Below are 14,460 nucleotides of genomic sequence, written 5' to 3'. Positions count from 1 at the left end.
CGTCCGGACATGCCAGCAGAGCTCCCCGAAGTCGCGTCACCCGTCGAATCGACCCGTAAAGCAGTCACCGTACGCAGGGCGAGGACGGCCGATGTGCCGGAGGTGCGCCGCCTGCTCGACGCGTACAGCCGACAGGGGATCCTGCTCGACAAAGCCACTGTGACGCTTTACGAGGACATCCAGGAGTTCTGGGTCGCGGAACGCGACGACAACGCGGCCGTGGTCGGCTGCGGCGCACTGCACGTCATGTGGGAAGACCTCGCGGAAGTCCGCACGCTCGCGGTGGATCCGCAGGTCAAGGGCTCCGGTGTCGGACATCTGTTGCTTGAGAAGCTGTTGCAGACCGCGCGTTGGATCGGTGTTCGGCGAGTTTTCTGCCTCACGTTCGAAGTCGAGTTCTTCGCCAAGCACGCCTTCGTGGAGATCGGTGAGACACCTGTCGATACGGTCGACACCGATGTCTACAGTGAGCTGCTGCGTTCCTATGACGAGGGCGTAGCAGAGTTCCTCGGTCTCGAACGAGTGAAACCGAACACCTTGGGCAACAGCCGGATGCTTCTGCATCTGTGATCGCCGCCGGGCGTTATTCCGGCATGCGTGCTTGCAACGGTTCCCTATGTCCGAATCGCGCATGTTTTTGGTCCGGGCGGGCAGTGTTCAACTCCTGGATCTCTACCCGATCTCAGCCAGGGGTTTGTGTTTTTCGGGCAAAAGCGGTTTGCTTTCCGACGTACTGCAGTACTGCATATAACAAGGGGACGGCGAATCAGCGGCCGTGGTCGCGGGGCCGCCCTTCAGATTTCGATGAAAGGAAATCCGGTGGCACAGAAGGTTCAGGTCCTTCTTGTCGATGACCTCGACGGTGGCGAGGCGGACGAGACCGTGACGTTCGCGCTCGACGGTAAGTCGTACGAGATCGACCTCACCACCGCCAATGCGGACAAGCTCCGTGGCCTCCTCGAGCCGTACCTCAAGGGCGGTCGTCGCACCGGTGGCCGTTCGAGCGGCCGGGGCAAGGCGCGCGCCACGTCCGGCGGCGGCAACCAGGACACCGCGCAGATCCGCGCGTGGGCGAAGGAGAACGGCTACGAGGTCAACGACCGCGGCCGGGTTCCCCAGTCGATCCGTGAGGCCTACGAGAAGGCCAACGGCTGACGGGACGGCCGCATTGGTCGCTTTGTTGACGTGGTCGCCGGCGCAGCCGCGCCGCGACGCAGCCGGGCCCGGTGGCAGTGAGTCGCCGCCGTGTCCACGAGGCGTACGAGATCGGGGGCGCCCCCACCGCCCCCCACGACCGACCAGGTCGAGACGGCCGTCAGGCTCGTCAGGGCCGGTAGCACCGGTTCCACCTCGCAGCCGGGCTCGGGGGGCCGCACCCAGACGGCGGCCTCCTGCGAGCCGGACCATCCCGGAGGCGTCGGCGCGTCCATGAGACCGCCCGCCCCGACGGCCACGAGGTCCAGGGGCAGCGCCCCCCACTCCAGCCAGTCGAGCAGCCCCGGCAGCTCGTCCGCGCTGCCCGCGGCGACCAGCAGCCGCATCGTTTCCCCGCGCACGGCCACCGGTGACCGGGGATCGAGTCTGCGCAGCATCGCGAAGCCGGCGTCGGCCGGCACCTCCAGGACGTCGAAGCGCAGCCCGGTGTGGAGCAGTGTGCCGTCGGGGCCGGGCGCGGTCGCCCAGCCGAGCTCGTCCTCGTACCACCGCCGCACCGGATCGCGTCCGGTGTCGGTCAGCGGGTGCCGGGGAGCGGGAACGGTCGTGCCGGAGGTGGTGACCATGCCAGGAGCAACAGCCACCGACGCTCCGGGGTTACGCACCGTCGCCGACTGCATGCGTAGTGTGTCCGGAAAAGGGGCGTACGGGAGCGCTGGGCGGCGCAAAGTTGTTCGCCCGTAGCGGAGGGAACCGGGGTGCGCCGCATGGAGTGTCAGTCCGTACGGGTAAGACATCCCTAGTGGGAGGGGCGACACGTGCAGGACGGGCAGTCTGCGTTCGCCATCGGCGTACTGATGGTGGGGGTATCTGCCTGGCCTGCGGGAACATCGTCTCGCACCATCGGGTTGGAGCAGTTGTCGGCGTTCGGGGCAGGAGACCATGAACGGGTGTCGGCAGATGGAATGAGCGGTCCCCGCTTGCGGGACTAAGCTGCGGAAGGACAGGGAGGGGACCGACCCCTAACTGCCTGACCGCTCTGAGGAGCGATTAACGATGTTCGAGAGGTTCACCGACCGCGCGCGGCGGGTTGTCGTCCTGGCTCAGGAAGAAGCCCGGATGCTCAACCACAATTACATCGGCACCGAGCACATCCTCCTGGGCTTGATCCACGAGGGCGAGGGTGTCGCCGCTAAGGCCCTGGAGAGCCTCGGGATTTCGCTCGAGGCGGTCCGCCAGCAGGTGGAGGAGATCATCGGTCAGGGCCAGCAGGCCCCGTCCGGGCACATCCCCTTCACCCCCCGTGCCAAGAAGGTCCTGGAGCTGTCGCTCCGCGAGGCCCTTCAGCTGGGCCACAACTACATCGGCACGGAGCACATCCTGCTCGGCCTGATCCGTGAGGGCGAGGGCGTCGCCGCCCAGGTCCTGGTCAAGCTGGGCGCAGACCTCAACCGGGTGCGGCAGCAGGTCATCCAGCTGCTCTCCGGTTACCAGGGCAAGGAGACCGCCGGCGCCAGTGGCGGTCCTGCCGAGGGCACGCCCTCCACGTCCCTGGTGCTCGACCAGTTCGGCCGCAACCTGACGCAGGCCGCTCGTGAGTCCAAGCTCGACCCGGTCATCGGGCGCGAGAAGGAGATCGAGCGCGTGATGCAGGTCCTGTCGCGCCGTACCAAGAACAACCCGGTCCTGATCGGTGAGCCCGGCGTCGGCAAGACGGCGGTCGTCGAGGGCCTGGCCCAGGCGATCGTCAAGGGCGAGGTGCCCGAGACGCTGAAGGACAAGCACCTGTACACGCTTGACCTCGGCGCGCTGGTCGCGGGCTCCCGCTACCGCGGTGACTTCGAGGAGCGCCTCAAGAAGGTGCTCAAGGAGATCCGCACCCGCGGCGACATCATCCTGTTCATCGACGAGCTGCACACGCTGGTCGGTGCGGGTGCCGCCGAGGGCGCCATCGACGCGGCTTCGATCCTGAAGCCGATGCTGGCCCGCGGTGAGCTGCAGACCATCGGTGCGACGACGCTCGACGAGTACCGCAAGCACCTGGAGAAGGACGCGGCCCTCGAGCGCCGCTTCCAGCCGATCCAGGTCGCGGAGCCGTCGCTGCCGCACACGATCGAGATCCTCAAGGGTCTCCGTGACCGCTACGAGGCCCACCACCGCGTCTCGATCACGGACGAGGCCCTCGTCCAGGCCGCGACGCTGGCCGACCGGTACATCTCGGACCGCTTCCTGCCGGACAAGGCGATCGACCTGATCGACGAGGCCGGTTCCCGGATGCGCATCCGCCGGATGACCGCGCCGCCGGACCTCCGCGAGTTCGACGAGAAGATCGCGGGCGTGCGTCGCGACAAGGAGTCGGCCATCGACTCCCAGGACTTCGAGAAGGCGGCCTCTCTCCGCGACAAGGAGAAGCAGCTGCTCGCCGCGAAGGCCAAGCGCGAGAAGGAATGGAAGGCCGGCGACATGGACGTCGTCGCCGAGGTCGACGGCGAGCTGATTGCCGAGGTCCTCGCGACCGCCACCGGCATTCCGGTCTTCAAGCTGACCGAGGAGGAGTCCTCGCGTCTGCTGCGCATGGAGGACGAGCTCCACAAGCGGGTCATCGGCCAGAAGGACGCCGTCAAGGCGCTCTCCCGGGCGATCCGCCGTACGCGGGCCGGTCTGAAGGACCCGAAGCGTCCGGGTGGTTCGTTCATCTTCGCGGGCCCGTCCGGTGTCGGTAAGACGGAGCTGTCCAAGGCACTCGCCGAGTTCCTCTTCGGTGACGAGGAGGCGCTGATCTCCCTCGACATGTCGGAGTTCAGCGAGAAGCACACGGTGTCGCGTCTCTTCGGTTCGCCCCCCGGCTACGTGGGCTACGAAGAGGGCGGTCAGCTGACGGAGAAGGTGCGGCGCAAGCCGTTCTCGGTGGTTCTCTTCGACGAGGTCGAAAAGGCCCACCCGGACATCTTCAACTCGCTGCTGCAGATTCTGGAGGACGGTCGACTGACCGACTCCCAGGGTCGTGTCGTGGACTTCAAGAACACGGTCATCATCATGACGACCAACCTTGGAACCCGTGACATCTCGAAGGGCTTCAACCTCGGCTTCGCGGCCCAGGGCGACTCGAAGTCCAACTACGAGCGCATGAAGAACAAGGTGTCGGACGAGCTCAAGCAGCACTTCCGTCCCGAGTTCCTCAACCGTGTCGACGACGTCGTCGTCTTCCCGCAGCTCAGCCAGGAGGACATCCTCGAGATCGTCGACCTGATGATCACGAAGGTGGACGAGCGCCTCAAGGACCGCGACATGGGCATCGAGCTCTCGCAGTCCGCCAAGGAGCTGCTGTCCAAGAAGGGCTACGACCCCGTGCTCGGCGCGCGTCCGCTGCGGCGCACGATCCAGCGCGAGGTCGAGGACAGCCTGTCGGAGAAGATCCTCTTCGGCGAGCTGCGCCCGGGCCACATCGTGGTCGTGGACACGGAGGGCGAGGGCGAGAACAAGACCTTCACCTTCCGCGGCGAGGAGAAGTCGGCGCTGCCGGACGTCCCGCCGATCGAGGACGCGGCTGCCGGTGGCGGCCCGAACCTGAGCAAGGAGGCGTAACCCCTCCGGGGCGAGCCTGATACGGGTGGGCCCGAGCTGTTCCTGACGGAACGGTTCGGGCCCACCCGTTTTTTCAGGCCGGGGCGAGGGCGACCTCGGCGTGGGGGAAGAGGCGGGCGTACGGGGCCAGGTCCTGCGGTGCCTCGCGGGGAACGTAGAACGTGACCCTGCGTACGGCCGGGAAGCTCGGGGCGTGGGCGGCGAACGGGGCCGGCCCCTGGGGAAGATAGACCTCCAGGGACGAGATGCGGGGGAACGGGGGCAGTGGGGCGGTCGGCAGGTCTTCGGCGACGAGGAAGAGCTCGCGGAGCGTTCGGTGGGCTGCGGCCAGGTCCCAGTCGTCCTGGTCCAGCGGGCCGACACCGCGGCCCAGGCTCAGGAAGGTCAGCTCCGGGAAGGCGTTGAGCCCTCGTAGGCGCGTGGTGGCGAGGGAGCCGCCGGAGAAGTAGAGGCGTTCGAGCGGGGCGGACGCGGGCAGGTGCTCGACCAGTGAGCGGCCCGGAACCGACTGCAGCACCGAGAGCGAGCGCAGGCCCGTCAGCGCGCTCAGACCGCGCAGCTCCGGCAGCCCGGTGAGCACGTTCAGGGTGAGGTGGCGCAGGGGGAGCCCGGCGAGCGGGGCCAGATCGGTGATCCCCGGGCAGCCGGAGAGCACCAGGAGTCCGAGCGCGGGGAGCCCGAGCAGCGGACGCAGGTCGTGCACGGCGGGGTTGTTGCTCAGGATCAGATCGGTCAGGGGCCCCGGAGCGACACCGGCGATGAGGTCCTCGAGCGGGAGGTCGTAGTCGACGTGGAGCCGGCTCCAGTGGGGCAGGCGCCTCGCGGAATCCCACTGGTCCGGGTTCTTCACGAGCAGGTCGACGCCCCCTGGGTCGACGTGGGCGAGGACCTCGTCCGCGTACTCCTGCGCGTCGAACCGATGCCAGGTGCCCACCAGCTGACGCCGTACGTCCAGTGCGGGATGCGAACGGAACCTCTTCAGGACCGGGAGCGCGCCCTCCCGCCCAAGCCGGGACGCGGTGACCACCACCGCGTGCGCCTCCGCATCGCTCAACCCCTCCGGTCCCGGCAGCAGCTCCAGCACGAACGGCCCCGCCTCGGCGAGCTGTTCCGCCTCGAATTTGTCGCGCGGCGGAATCAGTCCCGCCGCCCGCGCCCGCACCTCCTCCACCACCTCCTGGTCCACCGAAGACGCGTCCTGGAGGGAGGCCAGGGCCAGGAGGGTGAGGCGGGGGACGTCCGCTGCCAGTAACCCGCGGAGCAGCCGGCCCCGTTCGCGCGTACGCGCATGCGCCACCGCCATCCGCAGCACGTCCTCCCACTGCGTGTCCTCGGCGTGGCCGAGGAGGACGTCGAAGTGGCCCTCCTCGACGGCGTAGCGGGCGCCCAGGTGGTCGAGGAACGTGCGGTGGGCGAAGTCGACGATGCCGGGGGCCGGGCTGCGCAACACTCCGCTGCGGAGCAGGAGATGGCGCAGGATCGTCGCCGCGTCGCCCTGCGCGGACGCCGCGGGGACGGACGGCAGGGCGCGTTCCAGGAGCGTCAGCGCCGTGTCCTCGTCCATTTCGGTGCGGCCGGCCAACACCAGGGAGTACGCGAGGCGTTGGAGGAGTTCGACCTGGTCCTCGGTCTCCAGGTCGATGCCGTCGAGCCCGCCCATGCCGCGCTGCCGGTCCCGTTCGGTGAGGATCATCTGGAGCGCGGCGTCGTAGAGGGCCTTGCGGCGCGGGGGAAGGTAGCCGCGGCGGGCCCGGTGCAGGGCGCAGATGAGGCCGCACATCAGCGGGTTGGTGGCCAGGCGCGCGAGGTCCGGCTTGGTGCGCAGCGTGTCGAGCAGCGGCTCCTCGTGCTCGGGGGCGCGCGCCGCGGCGTGCCAGCGGCGTACGAAGGCCGTGACGCGGGGGCGGTCCATCGGGGCGAGGGCGAGTTCCGTGAAGCCGTCACCGGCCAGCCAGTCGGGGCGTACGGCGGTGGGGCGAGCGGTGAGCAGCCAGCGGTTGCCCGGGTAGCCGCGGACCAGGGCAAGGAGCCAGTCCCGTACGCGGGCGCGGTCGGCGGACGGCACCTCGTCGAGGCCGTCGACCATGACGAGCGCGCGCCCGTCGGACAGGACGCGCTCCGCCCAGCCGTCCGGCGGCGAGTGCGGGCAGTCGGTACCGGCGAGGAAGTCGGCGGGGGCCGGGAGCCGGGCGGCCCGGATCAGGGTGCGCAGCGGCAGGACGTACGGGATGCGCTCCTCGGCGGTGAGGGCGAGCCACTGGATCAGGGTCGTCTTGCCGGAGCCCGCCTCGCCGCGCAGCAGAACGCGCTCGTGGCCCGGCCCGGTGAGCGCGTCCTCGGCGGCGAGCCGCACGGTGACGGGTGCGGTGGCGCCGGGCCCTTCGCCCGGTTCGGGGGCGGTGTCCCGGGTCGCTTCGAGGCTCAGGTAGGCGACGTCCAGGGGCCAGTGGTCGGCGGTGTCCCGGGCGTCGAGGCCGAAGATCGTCAGGTGGTTGTGGCGGATGGCCAGATAGCTCCGGTAGCGCTCCTCGAAGGCGCGGTCCCGGCCCGGGCCGTCGCCGCGGGCGAGCAGCGCGTCCATCTTGGCGAGGGCCTCCGCCTGCCCCCGGCTCTGCTCCACCAGCGTCCGCGCCACGAAGGTCGACCGCTGCGTGAAGAAGTGCAGGATGTGGACGCAGGACCACTCCGTGAGCGAGTCGAGGAAGTACGTCGCGTCGGCCGAGAGCTCCGGTGTGGGTGCCGCGCGGCGCAGGGCCTGGGCCAGGGCGCGCGGGCCGAGGCGGACCGCCTGGACGTCGTCCATGGTCAGGTCGCCGAGCGCGTGCAGGGTGCGGGTCAGGGCGAGGACGACCGGTTCCTGCTCCTCGTACGGGAACGGGGGCTCGGCGGGCCCGGCCACCGCCGCGTCGACCAGCTTGCGGGCGAGCCGTTCGAGGTCCGCCTCCGTGAGGGTGTGCTTCTCGCCGCGGAAGGAGACCAGGCCGGAGATACGAACCGGCTTGTCCGTCAGGCCCGCTCCCGGGCCTTCCTGGACGAGGAGTTTCTTGAGCGCCGGGGCGATCACGCTCGATGCCAGACGGGTGCCGAGGACAGCGGGATCCATGGTTCGGGAGCGTAGCCCCGGTCACATCCGCGAGGGGTTGGATCTTGCCGGTCGGTGACTTGCCGCACAGGACGTGCGTCACGTACTAACGGAAATAGTGGGATGAGGGTGGTCTAGGTGGGTCGTTACATGGTTGAGAAGTTCTGGTGATTTGTCTGTTTGGTGGGAGAGGTGCGCCTGCCCGGTCCGGGCGTACGTCGATGAAGTGGGCTTAAACCAGGGATGAGGGCATAAATCGGGCGACTTTCGTCCCGACCTGGAAGTGGTTCGATCCGGACGACTCTCGGGGTGGGCCTACGAGGACATGTCGTAGATGGGCGTTTTGGGTGGCGATGGGGGGTGGGGTTACCAAGGGATGGCCGGCCCGGCAGCACGAGGCAGTGCGCCGGGCCCCTTCATGTCCCATTTCGAGAGGTCTGCCCATATGTCGAAGCGCACCCAGTCCCACCGCCCCGGTACGTCGATGCTCCGCAAGCGTGCCGCCGTCGTGGCTGCCGGATTCGGAGTGTCGGCGCTGCTCGGGACCGGGGCCGCGGTCGCCGACTCCGCAGACGCCACCGCCCTGCCCGGTATCGCCGCCTCCTCCGTCGAGGCCCAGGCCACCGCCCAGGCCAAGGCCGCCGACAACGCCGCGAAGGCGAAGAAGGAGGCCGAGGCGAAGAAGAAGGCCGCCGAGGCCAAGAAGAAGGCGGCCCAGGAGAAGAAGGCCAAGTCCTGGATCGACCCGGTCAAGCACTACGAGCTCTCCGCCGGTTACTCGCAGGGCGGCGCCATGTGGGCCAGCGGCCACCACTCCGGCCAGGACTTCGCCGTGCCGGTCGGCACCGACGTGATGGCCGTGCACGGCGGCACCGTCGTCAAGGCCGGCGGCAACGGCGCCGGTGACGGCGCCGCGTACGGCAACGCCATCGTCATCAAGCACAGCGACGGCACGTACTCGCAGTACGCGCACCTGTCGCGGATCGACGTGAAGGTCGGTGACACCGTCTCCACGGGCAGCCACATCGCGAAGTCCGGCGACACCGGCAACTCCAGCGGCCCGCACCTGCACTTCGAGATCCGCACGACGGCCGACTACGGCTCGGCGATCAACCCCGTCTCCTTCCTGAAGAAGGAGGGCGTGAGCGTCTGACGACGCCCACCGCACCGGCCCGTCAGCTCTGATGGGCCCGGACGACCAGGTCGGAGGCGACCTCGAGGATGGCCTTGCGCTTCTCCTCGGGGTCGCCTTCGACGTCTTTGAGGACGAACATTCCGGCGTGCATCGAGAACAGCGCACTGAAGCAGCGGACCCGGTCGGTCAGCGTGACGTCCTCGGGGAGCAGATGGTCCAGCAGGGACGTCATCCGCTCCTTGAAGTTCTCGCCGATGCTCAGCTCGCGCATCGTCGCCTGGTTCTCCTGCATGAAGCGGAAGAGCGGGGCGGCGTGGGCCAGCGCCTCCGAGTAGTGGCCGAGGATCTCGAGCTTGACCTCCAGTGTCGACGGCTGCTCGGCGGCCCACGTGATCAGGTCGTCGATCGGCCTCATCAGGTCCGTGAACAGACTGACGACGATGTCTTCCTTGGTCTTGAAGTGGTAGTAGAGCGCGGCCTTCGTCACACCGAGGCGCTCGGAGATCTCCCGCAGCGACGTCTTCTCGTAGCCCTGCTCGGCGATGAGCTCCAAGGTCACGTCCTGAATGCGCTGGCGGGTATCCCCGCGGCGCTGCTGCGGCTTGTTGCTGCCCGTGACCATCGCTCGCTGCCTCTCGTGCCCTTGTCGAGCCCTTGGGAAAAAACTTACTTGACGCCCGGCTAGTTGGCGCTCTACTTTCCCCATTGTAGGTAACTAGCCGGGCGACAAGTAAGTCCCGGGTGACGCAGGGGGAGTGGGGACCATGACACAGGCGGCGGCGCAGCCCGGGACAGCGGATCAATCGGATCAGTCGTCGGTGAAACAGCCGCGCAGTGTGCGTGTCGTGCTGCTCGCGCTGATGATCGCCATGCTGCTCGCCATGCTCGACAACATGATCGTGGGCACCGCGATGCCCACCATCGTCGGCGAGCTGGGCGGGCTCGAGCATCTGTCGTGGGTCGTCACCGCGTACACGCTCGCGACGGCCGCCTCCACTCCCATCTGGGGAAAGATCGGCGACATGTACGGCAGGAAGGGCGCCTTCCTGACCTCCATCGTGATCTTCCTGCTCGGCTCCGTGCTCAGCGGAATGGCCCAGGACATGGGGCAGTTGATCGGTTTCCGGGCCGTGCAGGGGCTCGGCGCCGGCGGGCTGATGGTCGGGGTCATGGCCATCATCGGCGATCTGATCCCGCCCCGTGAGCGGGGCAAGTACCAGGGCATGATGGCCGGCGTGATGGCGCTGGCCATGATCGGCGGGCCGCTCGTCGGCGGCACCATCACCGACCACCTCGGCTGGCGCTGGGCCTTCTACATCAACGTGCCGATCGGCATCGTCGCCCTCGTGGCGATCACCGCCGTGCTGCATCTGCCGAAGAAGCGGTCCGGCGGGTCCATCGACTATCTCGGCGCCGCGCTGCTCACCGTCGGCATCACCTCGATCGTGCTCGTGACCACGTGGGGCGGGAGCGAGTACGCCTGGGACTCCGCCGTGATCATGGAGCTGATCGGGATCGGCGTCGCCGCGCTCGTCGGCTTCGTGTTCTCGCAGACCAAGGCGGCCGAGCCGATCGTGCCGCTGCACATCTTCCGCAACCGCAACTTCACGCTGATGTCCGTGATCGGCTTCATCACCGGCTTCGTGATGTTCGGCGCGGTGCTCTTCCTGCCGCTGTACCAGCAGTCCGTGCAGGGCGCGTCCGCGACCAACTCCGGGCTGCTGCTGCTTCCGATGCTGCTCGCGATGATGGTCGTCTCGCTGATCGCGGGCCGGGTCACCACCAACACCGGCAAGTACAAGGTGTTCCCGGTGGCGGGCAGCGTCCTGATGATCGTCGGCCTGTTCCTGCTCGCGCAGATGGACACCCAGACCTCGCGGTTCACCTCCGGGCTCTACATGGCCGTGCTCGGCGCCGGGATGGGCTGCCTGATGCAGATCACGATGCTGGTCGCGCAGAACAGCGTCGAGATGAAGGACATGGGCGTCGCGTCCTCGTCCACCACCCTGTTCCGGACGCTCGGCTCGTCGTTCGGCGTCGCCATCATGGGCGCGCTGTTCAACAACCGGGTGCAGGACGTCATGGCGGAGAAGGCGGGGGCGCTCGGCGGGAAGATCACCGAGCAGTCGGCGCAGCTGGACGCGGCGAGCCTGGCGAAGCTGCCGGAACAGGCGCGGGAGGCCTACCAGTTCGCGGTCTCCTCCGGCACGCACTCCGCGTTCCTGCTGGGCTCCGTGGTGGCGCTCGGCTCACTGATCGCGGCGGTCTTCGTCAAGGAGGTCGTACTGCGGGGCGCCGCGCCGACCGCCGGTCCCGAGGACGCCGTGCCGAGTGACGAGGCCGCGGTGAAGGCCGGCTGACCCCGGCTCCGGTTCGGTTCGAGCGGTCCCCGGTGCTACGGCGCCGGGGACCGCTCCGTCGTGGAGGGTGCGGTTCAGTCGTGGAGGGCGCGGTTCACCGGCCGGTCGGCAGGTTCGCTCCGCCGGTGCAGTCCAGGACCACGCCCGTGAGGAACCCGTTCGTGGCAAGGGAGTTGATGGCCTGCGCGACCTCCTCGGGGCGGCCGACGCGGCCCACCGGGGTGGTCGCCGCGAGCCCCGCGAACAGTTGCTTGCGCTGCTCCTCGGGGACCCGGCCCCACCAGGGGGTGTCGATGACGCCGGGCGACACGGCGTTGATCCGGCGCGGGGCGAGCTCGACGGCGAGCGGCGGGATCATCGCCTCCAGCGCGCCGTTGATCGCGGCCAGGCCCGAGGTGCCGGGGAAGGCCGCGCGGGCCGAGGCCGCCGTGATGAGGGTGACCGACGCGTGCTCGGTCAGCCGCGGCAGCGCCGCCTTCAGGATGCGCACCTGCGGCCAGAACTTGGCGTCGAAGCCGTGCGCCAGGTCGTCGAGGTCGAGGTCGGCGAACGGGCCGCTGCCCGCCGCGCCGCTCACCGCGACGACGAGGTGGTCCACGGGCGCCGTGGTGGCGAAGAAGGCCTCGATGTCGCCCTGATCGGTGGCGTCCATGCGGTACGTGGTGGTCTTGCCGCCGATCCGCGCGGCCGCCTCGTCGAGCTTGGCCCGGTCGCGGCCGGTGATGGTGACCTCGGCGCCCTGTGCGGCGAACAGCGCGGCGGTGGCCTCGCCGATGCCGGAGCTGCCGCCCATGACGACCGTGTGGGTGGGTGTGCCGGAGGGTGTTGCAGCAGTCATGGTGACCCTGTCCTCTTGGTCCCGGAGTTCCCTGGGTATTTGACGAGACCGTCGGTCTCGATAGAGTGAGTGTTACCGAGACCGGGAGTCTCGTCAAGAGGTTCCCGGCGGAAACGCCGTCGGAACTCCTGAACTCTCTTACGGAGAAGGTGAGTTGTATGCCACCTGAGCGGGCCCACACCGGACGCCGGCGCAACGAGGAGGCGCGCCGCGCCGTCCTCGACGCCGCCCTGCGACTGCTCGCGGACGCGGACGGCGCGGCGGTGAGCGTGGACGCCATCGCGAAGGAGGCGGGCGTCGGCAAGCAGACGCTGTACCGGTGGTGGCCCTCGAAGGGCGCGGTGCTCCTCGACGCGCTAACGGACCGCGCCGACGCGGAGGTGCCCGCCCCCGACTCCGGCGCGCTGCGCGGGGACCTGCGGGCGGTGGTCGCCGCGACCTTCGCGGGGGCCCAGCGCGACCCGGTCGCCCCGGCCCTGCGCACGCTCGTGCGGGAGGCCGCGAACGATCCTCATCTGGCCGACCTGATGCGGGAGTTCACGGGGGCGCGGCGGGCCGCGCTGCGCGAGGTCCTGGAGCGGGGGCGGGAGCGCGGCGAGCTGGCGGACGATTGTGACGTGGAACTGATGGTGGATCAGATCTACGGGGTCTTCTGGTACCGGTTCCTGCTGGGGCACGCCCCGTTGGGGGAGTCGGAGGCGGTGCGGCTCGCGGACTCCCTTGTACGACAGGGGAGTTGACCGGGGAGAGGGCCGGAGCCGGGGATTACTTGCCGCCCGGCAGCCGCACCATCGGGAAGCTTCCCGTGTTCGTCGGCGCGTGTTCCGGGAGCCACAGCACCGCCACGGCGCCCTCGGCGGGGGCGTCGTGGTCCGCTCCCTGGGGGCGGATGTTGCGGAACGTGAGGCGGGCGCCGAGCACCCGGGCCTGGCCCGCCGCGATCGTCAGACCCAGACCGTGGCCGTGGCCCGCGCGGTCGGCGGCGCCGGTGCGGAAGCGGCTCGGCCCCTCCTCCAGGAGGTCCTCCGGGAAACCGGGGCCGTGGTCGCGCACCCGGAGCACCCGGCCCTCGACGCTGACCTCGATGGGCGGTCGGGCGTGCTTGGAGGCGTTGGCCAGCAGGTTGAGGAGGATGCGCTCCAGGCGGCGCGGGTCCGTCGTCACCTCGGACTCGTGGATCACCCGGACGGTGACGCCGTCGCCCGCGCGGGCCGCGATCCGGCGCTCCACGAACTCGCCGAGCATGATGTCCTGCAGCTCCGCCCGCTCGGCGGCGCTGTCGAGCCGGGCCACTTCCAGGACGTCCTCGACGAGCGTACGCATCGCCTGCGCGCGGTCCTTGACGAGTTCGCTCGGCCGCCCCGGAGGCAGCAGTTCGGCGGCGGTGAGCAGTCCGGTGACCGGCGTGCGCAGCTCGTGCGCGATGTCGGCGGTGACCCGGCGCTCGGCCTCCAGGCGCTGCTTCAGGGCGTCGGCCATCGCGTCGACGGCCTGCGCGAGATCGTCCGTCTCGTCGAGTACGACACCGCCGATGGCGCGGCGGACGCGGACGTCGCTCTGGCCCGCCGCGACATCGCGGGCCGCGCTCGCCGCCTTGCGCAGGCGGCGGGAGAGCTGGCCGCCGATGAGGACGCCGAGCGCGCTGCCGCCGAGCACGACGGAGATCGAGCCGATGAGCAGCGCCTTGTCGAGGTCCTTCATCACGGTGGCGCTGCGGTCGGCGAACCGGGTGTGCACCGAGAGGATCCCGCCGTTGCTGAGCGGGACCGCGGCCCAGATGTCGGGGACGCCGCTGGCCGACTCCGAAATGTAGGTGACGCGGCGGCCCTCGCGGGCCTTCGCGCGCAGATCGGGCGGGAGCGCCGGGTCGTCCACCTTGAAGCCGACGGGCAGATTGCCGCCGCGCGCCTCGTACTGCCGCTGCACGAACTGGATCCGCTCGTCCTGCACGTCCCGCGCGTTGTCCAGCATCGAGACGCGGGCCGCGTTGTGCACGACGAGGCTGAGCGCCACGGCGACGAGCGCGCCCACGAAGGCGATGGCGACGCTGATCTTCCAGCGCACGCCGGTGCGCAGGCCGTGCGGGATCCAGGACGGGATCCAGGACGGGATCCAGGAGCGGGCGGATTTCCGGGCGCCGCCCGATGTCCCGGCGGCGGCCGGCTTCTTCGCGGCACCGGTGGCACCGGTGGCGCCTGTGGTGCCCGAGGCACCCGTGACGCGCGGCGCCGGGACGGCGGACGCCGAAGCGGAAGTCGCCGAAGCCGCGGCCCCCGACCCGGTCCTCGTCGTGCCCCTCCTCATA

The 14,460-nt window shown here is 69.6% G+C and carries 11 protein-coding genes; 6 read left to right on the top strand and 5 right to left on the bottom strand.

What is annotated here, in order from left to right; all coding sequences use genetic code 11:
- Positions 1-9: 9 nt before the first annotated feature.
- Both ACYSUO_RS34535 and ACYSUO_RS34530 read left to right on the top strand, forming a co-directional pair.
- Positions 10-570 carry an amino-acid N-acetyltransferase gene (locus ACYSUO_RS34535; protein WP_266711307.1) on the top strand — a complete coding sequence of 187 codons (561 nt, stop codon included), beginning with the start codon at positions 10-12 and terminating at the stop codon, positions 568-570.
- 249 nt (positions 571-819) lie between these two features.
- Positions 820-1,155, top strand: coding sequence for a histone-like nucleoid-structuring protein Lsr2 (locus ACYSUO_RS34530; protein WP_266711306.1), 336 nt, complete (start codon positions 820-822; stop codon positions 1,153-1,155).
- On the opposite strand, the gene ACYSUO_RS34525 is transcribed toward ACYSUO_RS34530, so the two are convergent.
- Positions 1,134-1,781, bottom strand: a complete 648-nt coding sequence (locus tag ACYSUO_RS34525) for an SCO3374 family protein (RefSeq protein ID WP_461780203.1) — start codon at positions 1,779-1,781, stop codon at positions 1,134-1,136. The genes ACYSUO_RS34530 and ACYSUO_RS34525 overlap by 22 nt on opposite strands.
- A gap of 430 nt (positions 1,782-2,211) precedes the next feature.
- On the opposite strand from ACYSUO_RS34525, the gene ACYSUO_RS34520 reads away from it, so the two are divergent.
- Positions 2,212-4,740: an ATP-dependent Clp protease ATP-binding subunit gene (locus tag ACYSUO_RS34520; RefSeq protein WP_461780160.1), complete on the top strand. Its 2,529-nt coding sequence runs from the start codon at positions 2,212-2,214 to the stop codon at positions 4,738-4,740.
- Between the two features lie 73 nt (positions 4,741-4,813).
- On the opposite strand, the gene ACYSUO_RS34515 is transcribed toward ACYSUO_RS34520, so the two are convergent.
- On the bottom strand, positions 4,814-7,843 hold the full coding sequence (locus ACYSUO_RS34515) for an NACHT domain-containing protein (protein WP_461780159.1): 3,030 nt from the start codon (positions 7,841-7,843) through the stop codon (positions 4,814-4,816).
- 424 nt (positions 7,844-8,267) lie between these two features.
- On the opposite strand from ACYSUO_RS34515, the gene ACYSUO_RS34510 reads away from it, so the two are divergent.
- Positions 8,268-8,975 carry a M23 family metallopeptidase gene (locus tag ACYSUO_RS34510; RefSeq protein WP_461780158.1) on the top strand — a complete coding sequence of 236 codons (708 nt, stop codon included), beginning with the start codon at positions 8,268-8,270 and terminating at the stop codon, positions 8,973-8,975.
- A gap of 22 nt (positions 8,976-8,997) precedes the next feature.
- Here ACYSUO_RS34510 and ACYSUO_RS34505 read toward each other — a convergent pair whose 3' ends face one another.
- Positions 8,998-9,579: a TetR/AcrR family transcriptional regulator gene (locus ACYSUO_RS34505; RefSeq protein ID WP_461780157.1), complete on the bottom strand. Its 582-nt coding sequence runs from the start codon at positions 9,577-9,579 to the stop codon at positions 8,998-9,000.
- A 142-nt stretch (positions 9,580-9,721) separates the two neighbouring features.
- Here ACYSUO_RS34505 and ACYSUO_RS34500 point away from each other — a divergent pair, with 142 nt between their 5' ends.
- Positions 9,722-11,317, top strand: a complete 1,596-nt coding sequence (locus tag ACYSUO_RS34500; protein ID WP_461780156.1) for an MDR family MFS transporter — start codon at positions 9,722-9,724, stop codon at positions 11,315-11,317.
- A 94-nt stretch (positions 11,318-11,411) separates the two neighbouring features.
- Here the strand turns inward: ACYSUO_RS34500 and ACYSUO_RS34495 are convergent, their stop codons facing one another.
- Entirely contained in the window at positions 11,412-12,155 is a 744-nt protein-coding gene (locus tag ACYSUO_RS34495; protein WP_461780155.1) for an SDR family oxidoreductase, read from the bottom strand.
- A gap of 158 nt (positions 12,156-12,313) precedes the next feature.
- On the opposite strand from ACYSUO_RS34495, the gene ACYSUO_RS34490 reads away from it, so the two are divergent.
- A complete protein-coding gene (locus tag ACYSUO_RS34490; RefSeq protein WP_404002453.1) occupies positions 12,314-12,895 on the top strand; it encodes a TetR/AcrR family transcriptional regulator in 582 nt (193 codons plus the stop codon).
- Positions 12,896-12,920: 25 nt separating this feature from the next.
- Here ACYSUO_RS34490 and cseC read toward each other — a convergent pair whose 3' ends face one another.
- Positions 12,921-14,459 (bottom strand): two-component system sensor histidine kinase CseC, encoded by a 1,539-nt coding sequence (gene cseC, locus ACYSUO_RS34485; RefSeq protein WP_461780154.1) that lies wholly within the window; start codon positions 14,457-14,459, stop codon positions 12,921-12,923.
- Position 14,460 lies beyond the last annotated feature (1 nt).

Source organism: Streptomyces sp. UC4497 (genome assembly GCF_054871485.1).
Note: the sequence above shows the minus strand (reverse complement) of the source record. Positions and strands in the feature narration are given on the sequence as shown.

Excerpts from the sequence above, each read along its gene's own strand:
- ACYSUO_RS34535 (WP_266711307.1), top strand. The coding sequence starts at position 10 with ATGCCAGCAGAGCTCCCCGAAGTCGCGTCACCCGTCGAATCGACCCGT.
- ACYSUO_RS34525 (WP_461780203.1), bottom strand. The coding sequence starts at position 1,781 with ATGGTCACCACCTCCGGCACGACCGTTCCCGCTCCCCGGCACCCGCTG.
- ACYSUO_RS34520 (WP_461780160.1), top strand. The coding sequence starts at position 2,212 with ATGTTCGAGAGGTTCACCGACCGCGCGCGGCGGGTTGTCGTCCTGGCT.
- ACYSUO_RS34515 (WP_461780159.1), bottom strand. The coding sequence starts at position 7,843 with ATGGATCCCGCTGTCCTCGGCACCCGTCTGGCATCGAGCGTGATCGCC.
- ACYSUO_RS34510 (WP_461780158.1), top strand. The coding sequence starts at position 8,268 with ATGTCGAAGCGCACCCAGTCCCACCGCCCCGGTACGTCGATGCTCCGC.
- ACYSUO_RS34505 (WP_461780157.1), bottom strand. The coding sequence starts at position 9,579 with ATGGTCACGGGCAGCAACAAGCCGCAGCAGCGCCGCGGGGATACCCGC.
- ACYSUO_RS34500 (WP_461780156.1), top strand. The coding sequence starts at position 9,722 with ATGACACAGGCGGCGGCGCAGCCCGGGACAGCGGATCAATCGGATCAG.
- ACYSUO_RS34495 (WP_461780155.1), bottom strand. The coding sequence starts at position 12,155 with ATGACTGCTGCAACACCCTCCGGCACACCCACCCACACGGTCGTCATG.
- ACYSUO_RS34490 (WP_404002453.1), top strand. The coding sequence starts at position 12,314 with ATGCCACCTGAGCGGGCCCACACCGGACGCCGGCGCAACGAGGAGGCG.
- cseC (WP_461780154.1), bottom strand. The coding sequence starts at position 14,459 with ATGAGGAGGGGCACGACGAGGACCGGGTCGGGGGCCGCGGCTTCGGCG.